At 72.3% G+C, this 4,597-nt stretch carries 5 protein-coding genes; 2 read left to right on the top strand and 3 right to left on the bottom strand.

Annotated elements, in window-relative coordinates; translation table 11 throughout:
- Positions 1-19: 19 nt before the first annotated feature.
- Both ACFWGZ_RS39615 and ACFWGZ_RS39610 read right to left on the bottom strand, forming a co-directional pair.
- Positions 20-1,459 (bottom strand): hypothetical protein, encoded by a 1,440-nt coding sequence (locus ACFWGZ_RS39615; RefSeq protein WP_382456734.1) that lies wholly within the window; start codon positions 1,457-1,459, stop codon positions 20-22.
- 128 nt (positions 1,460-1,587) lie between these two features.
- The gene (locus tag ACFWGZ_RS39610) at positions 1,588-2,463 is read right to left on the bottom strand and encodes a GntR family transcriptional regulator (protein WP_382456733.1); all 876 of its coding nucleotides are present in this window, start codon (positions 2,461-2,463) and stop codon (positions 1,588-1,590) included.
- Positions 2,464-2,561: 98 nt separating this feature from the next.
- On the opposite strand from ACFWGZ_RS39610, the gene rraA reads away from it, so the two are divergent.
- Together rraA and ACFWGZ_RS39600 are read left to right on the top strand one after the other, a co-directional pair.
- The gene (gene rraA / locus ACFWGZ_RS39605) at positions 2,562-3,038 is read left to right on the top strand and encodes a ribonuclease E activity regulator RraA (protein WP_382456732.1); all 477 of its coding nucleotides are present in this window, start codon (positions 2,562-2,564) and stop codon (positions 3,036-3,038) included.
- 44 nt (positions 3,039-3,082) lie between these two features.
- Positions 3,083-3,376 carry a hypothetical protein gene (locus ACFWGZ_RS39600; protein WP_382456731.1) on the top strand — a complete coding sequence of 98 codons (294 nt, stop codon included), beginning with the start codon at positions 3,083-3,085 and terminating at the stop codon, positions 3,374-3,376.
- Between the two features lie 81 nt (positions 3,377-3,457).
- On the opposite strand, the gene ACFWGZ_RS39595 is transcribed toward ACFWGZ_RS39600, so the two are convergent.
- Positions 3,458-4,597: endo-1,4-beta-xylanase (locus ACFWGZ_RS39595; RefSeq protein WP_382456730.1), on the bottom strand; the 1,140-nt coding region annotated here is incomplete at its 5' end.

Raw genomic sequence — 4,597 nt, 5'->3', positions numbered from 1 at the left:
GTTCGGGAGGAGGACCTGACTACCTGGTCTCGGTGACCGCCGTCTCGACGACGCGCTCGTTGTCGACCGGGTGGCCGTCCTCGTGACCGGCGAGGCGCACCCGCGCCTTGAGCGTCGCCTTGCCGAGCCGTGCGTCCTCCTTGGCGAAGGTGTAGGAGAACGGCACGACGGCGGTGCCGCCCTTCGTCATCCGCACGTCGGTCGTGCGGATGACGTCCCAGTACCCGGTGGACTTGCGGCGCAGCAGTTCCACGACGACGTCCTCGTCGTACCGGTTGTTGGTGAGCGACACCTCGACCGTGCCCGCCTCGCCGACCACGGCCTTCGCGGGCGCGACGAGGTTCGTGACCGTCACGTCGTGCGTCTCGACCTTCAGCTTCCGGGTCGAGGTGCCGGACCGGCCGTCCGCCGTGTGCCCGGAGATCGTGACGTCGTACTCGCCGTCGGCGGCGTAGGTGTGCCGGACCTGCGACACCCCCTGGGAGGCGGGGATCGGCGCGGAGGTGCCGTCACCGAAGTGGATCTCGCCGCCGCTCAGCCAGCGGCCCGCCGGGTCACCCGGCTCGATGCCGAACCGGACCTCGTCGAAGACGCCGGGCTGCTCGGGCAGGACGTACGTCGCGTCGGGCCGGATCCGCGGCGCGTCGTCGACCCGCAGCGTCAGCGGTGCCGCGGAGTAGATGTCGTTCGCGACCCGGAGGTGGAAGGTCTCCCCGGCCGCGGCGGCGAAGACCACCGGGCGGTGGCTGGTGTTCAGGCAGTCCGCCTCGGTCAGCGCGCCGCCGCGGAAGACGCTGACGGTCGCGCTGGGGAGGTACTGGGTGACCTGCGCCGCGAGGAACCCGGCGCGGGTGGCGGTGTAGCGGTACCAGATGGACCGGGTGGTGGAGTTCTCGCACGTCGGCCTCACCTCGCCCGCTTCGAGCGTGGCGGCGCCGGTGTCCCCGGTGACGTCGGTGCCGAACGGCACGTCCTGCGCTGCCGCGAGGTCGTCGTTGGTGGCCCGGGGCACGAGCCGCAGCGCGAACCCGGCGGGCCCGGCGAACTGCCGGTCCTGCACCAGGAGGTGGTACGTCGTGCCCGCCGTCACCGCGAACGTGTCCGATCCGCCGCCGTGCGGGTACTTGCACGCGCCCGGCGTCCAGGTCAGCGCGCCGCGCTCGCCGGTGTAGGCCGAGATCGTGGGCTTCTCGCCCTCGGGCCGCTCGGTCGTCATCCGGACGAAGCCGTCGGCCGGTGCGGTGTAGCGGAACCAGACGCTGTTCGTGCCCCAGTCGCAGGTGCCCGGGTCGTCCTCGGCGGCCGTGGCCTCACCAGTGTCCACAGTGGATGAGAACGGCAGTGCGGTGATCGCCGTGGCGTCGGCGAAGTCGTCGTTGGACGGTGGTGCCGCGTGGGCGGCACCCGGCGTCAGCGCGGTGGCCAGCACGGCCGCGGCACCGATCATCAATGCGCGCAAAAGAGATCCCCAGTGTCGTGGACCGCTGCGATGCGGCCCTCGTCAGCTGGAAACGCGCGCGGCGCCGCCGGGGATGGCTCGGCCGGCGAATTGGATCTTCCGCCGCAGCGGGCGGGCGGCTGAAAGGATCAGTCGTCCACCGGCGGCGACCCGGTCTTCTCCGCGGTGACCGTGCCCAGGTGCTCGCGCATCCGGTCCGCCGCCTCGGCCCGGCGGCCGGCCAGCAGCAGGTCCGCGATCTCCACGTGCTCGCGGCACCGCACCACGCCGCTCTCGCGCGGCAGCGAGCGGCGGTACTCGACCAGGCGGCGCAGGCTGTCCACCCGGCGCAGCGCCTCGATGAAGAACTCGTTGCGGCTGCACTCGGCGATCGTCTCGTGGAAGACGTGGTTGAGGTTGAACAGCTCCATGTTGTCGAGCTCGAAGATCCCGCCGTCGGCGAGGCGGGCCTGCTGCGCGCGGACGTGCTCGAGCGCCGCCCGGTCCAGCACGAACGTCGGCTCCAGGATCGCCGCCGGTTCGATGGTGAGCCGGAAGCGGTAGCTGTCCGCGTAGGACCGCCGCGAGGTGAGGGTGGGCCGGAACTCCCAGCCGTAGCCGGGCAGCCGCTCGATCCAGCCCTCGGACGTGGCGCGGCGCAGCACGCGGGTGAGCTGCGCCGGTGTCAGCGCGTAGCGGCGGGCCAGGGCGCTCTCGGTGACGCGGTCCGGCAGCACGCCGTCCAGGCGGTCGGCGGCGATCGCGAGGCACGCGGCGTCGTCGGCGCCGTCCTCCTCGGCGAGGGCGAACTCCGTGTCGAGGACGGTGTAGCCGCCGCGGTCGGCCTCCGACACCGCGCCCGACTCGGCGAGCAGCCGCAACGCGTTGCGCACCGGCGACCGGGACACGCGCAGGTGGTCGGCCAGCGTGCGCTCGACCAGGCGGGTGCCGGCCGCGACCCGTTCGGTGCGGATGTAGTCGGCGATGCGGGCGGCGACCTGACGGGTGAGCTGGGTCGGCGGCATGCGTCCATCCTCGCGGGGGAGTGCGTTCGCGGCAGTCTACGGGCCGGCGTGGAATCCTGGTACGAATGCATCGAGAAATACCAAGGATGGGAGCTCCGGTGATCAGCCCACTCGCGACGGCCGACCTGGTCGACGAACACGGCGCCGCGCTGCGCGTGTGCGACCTGCAGTTCCGCTCCTTCGGCGGCCGCGCCCGGTTCGCGGGCCCGGTCCGCACGGTGCGCTGCTTCGAGGACAACGCGCTGGTGCGCACCCTGCTGGGCACCCCGGGCGACGGCGCCGTGCTCGTCGTCGACAGCGGGGGATCGCTGCGCACCGCCCTGACGGGCGACGTGATCGCCCGCTCCGCCGCCGCCAACGGCTGGGCCGGGCTCGTGCTGCACGGGGCGGTGCGCGACAGCGCCGCGCTCGCCGGCATGGACCTCGGCGTGCTCGCGCTGGGCACGATCCCGCGCAAGAGCGCCAAGGACGGCGCCGGCGAGGCCGACGTCCCGGTCACGTTCGGCGGTGTCGAGTTCCGGCCGGGCGACGTGCTGCACGCCGACGAGGACGGTGTCGCGCTGCTCCCGGCCTGATCTCGGCGGTGTCGCGCTCGGTGGTTCGCCGCCAGCCCGGGGACGTGACGGCCGAGAGGAAGACCCTCGGCGAGGTGGAGGAGGTCGCGGCGCACGGCGTCGAAGCAGGTCCGGCAGGAGGACCTGGCGCGCGGGTGGTCCGCGTCGCCGTGGCCCGGCACCCGAGGACACCGGCGCTGCCCGGTGGCGAGCCGCTCGGCCCGGCACCGGACAGCGTCGCGGGGACGGCGGCGCGGGACTGGGCGGACCTGCCCCGATGCACCGCATCGCGGACGCGGTCCACTTCCGCGCCCTGCACGCGGATCGGCTCGCGCCGCCGTTCACCGCCGGGCAGGTGACCGCTCTGCGCGGGGGACGCCTGCCCGGCGGCGCGCTCCGGCGGTGCGGGAGGGCCGCCGGACGGGCCCTCCCGCGTCAGGTCAGCCGACGCTGCAGGAGATGCTCGGCCAGTTCCAGTTGCCGCCGTGCTGGACGGTGAACCCGAACGTGTTGCCGTTGCCGTTCGGGCGCGCGGTCATCACGTTGGCCGAACCCCAGGTGGCGCTGGTGTTCCAGGTCGCGATGATCCGCTGCGGCGAGCTCACGGTGACCGTCACGACCCAGTTGTCCGTGCCGGTGACCGTGACGTTGCCGTTGAAGCGGTCGTTCCACTTCTCGCCCTCGGAGTACGTCGCCGTGCAACCCCCGCCGCCGGGGTTGGTCGTCGTGGTCGTGGTGCTGGTCGGCGGCGTGGTGGTGCCGGTACCGCTGTTCAGCACGCTGAGGACGGAGTTGTACGCGGCCTTCTTGTTGCCGCTGCCGTCGAACAGCAGCGGGGTGCCCGAGGCGCGCCACGAGTCGCTGTCGCGGATGCCCCACACGGTGATGCCGGTGCAGCGCGCGACGGAGAGGCAGGCCTGCGTGACGCCCTGGTACTGCTGGGCCTGCGAGCTGCCGGACCCCTCGATGTCGAGCTCGGTGATCTGCACGTCCACGCCCAGCGCGGCGAAGTTGCCCAGGGTCGTGTGGTAGTTGGACGGCACCGGGTTGCCGCTGTTGAAGTGGGCCTGGAAGCCGACGCAGTCGATCGGGACGCCGCGGGACTTGAAGTCCTGCACCATCCGGTACACGCCCTGGGTCTTGGCGTGCGACCAGTTGTCGGTGTTGTAGTCGTTGTAGCAGAGCTTGGCGTTCGGGTCGGCCGCGCGGGCCGCGCGGAACGCCGCCTCGATCCAGTCGTTGCCGGTGCGCTGCAGGTTCGAGTCACGACGCCCGCCGCTGCTGCCGTCGGCGAACGCCTCGTTCACGACGTCCCAGGCGTAGATCTTGCCGCGGTAGTAGGTCGCGACCTGGGTGACGTGGTTGAGCATCGCGTTGCGCAGCGAGCTGCCGGACATGTTCTGCATCCAGCCCGGCTGCTGCGAGTGCCACGCCAACGCGTGCCCGCGCACTCTCTTGCCCTGGTTGCGGGCCTGGTTCACGATCCGGTCGCCGTTGCCGTAGCTGAACTGGTTCTGGTTCGGCTCGGTGGCGTCCATCTTCATCTCGTTCTCGGCGGTGACCATGTCGAACTCGCGGTT

The sequence above is a fragment of the Lentzea sp. NPDC060358 genome, from assembly GCF_042725365.1.
Taxonomy (GTDB): Bacteria; Actinomycetota; Actinomycetes; order Mycobacteriales; family Pseudonocardiaceae; genus Lentzea.
The sequence above is the reverse complement of the archived record's forward strand: the minus strand, read 5'-3'. Positions and strand labels throughout refer to the sequence as shown.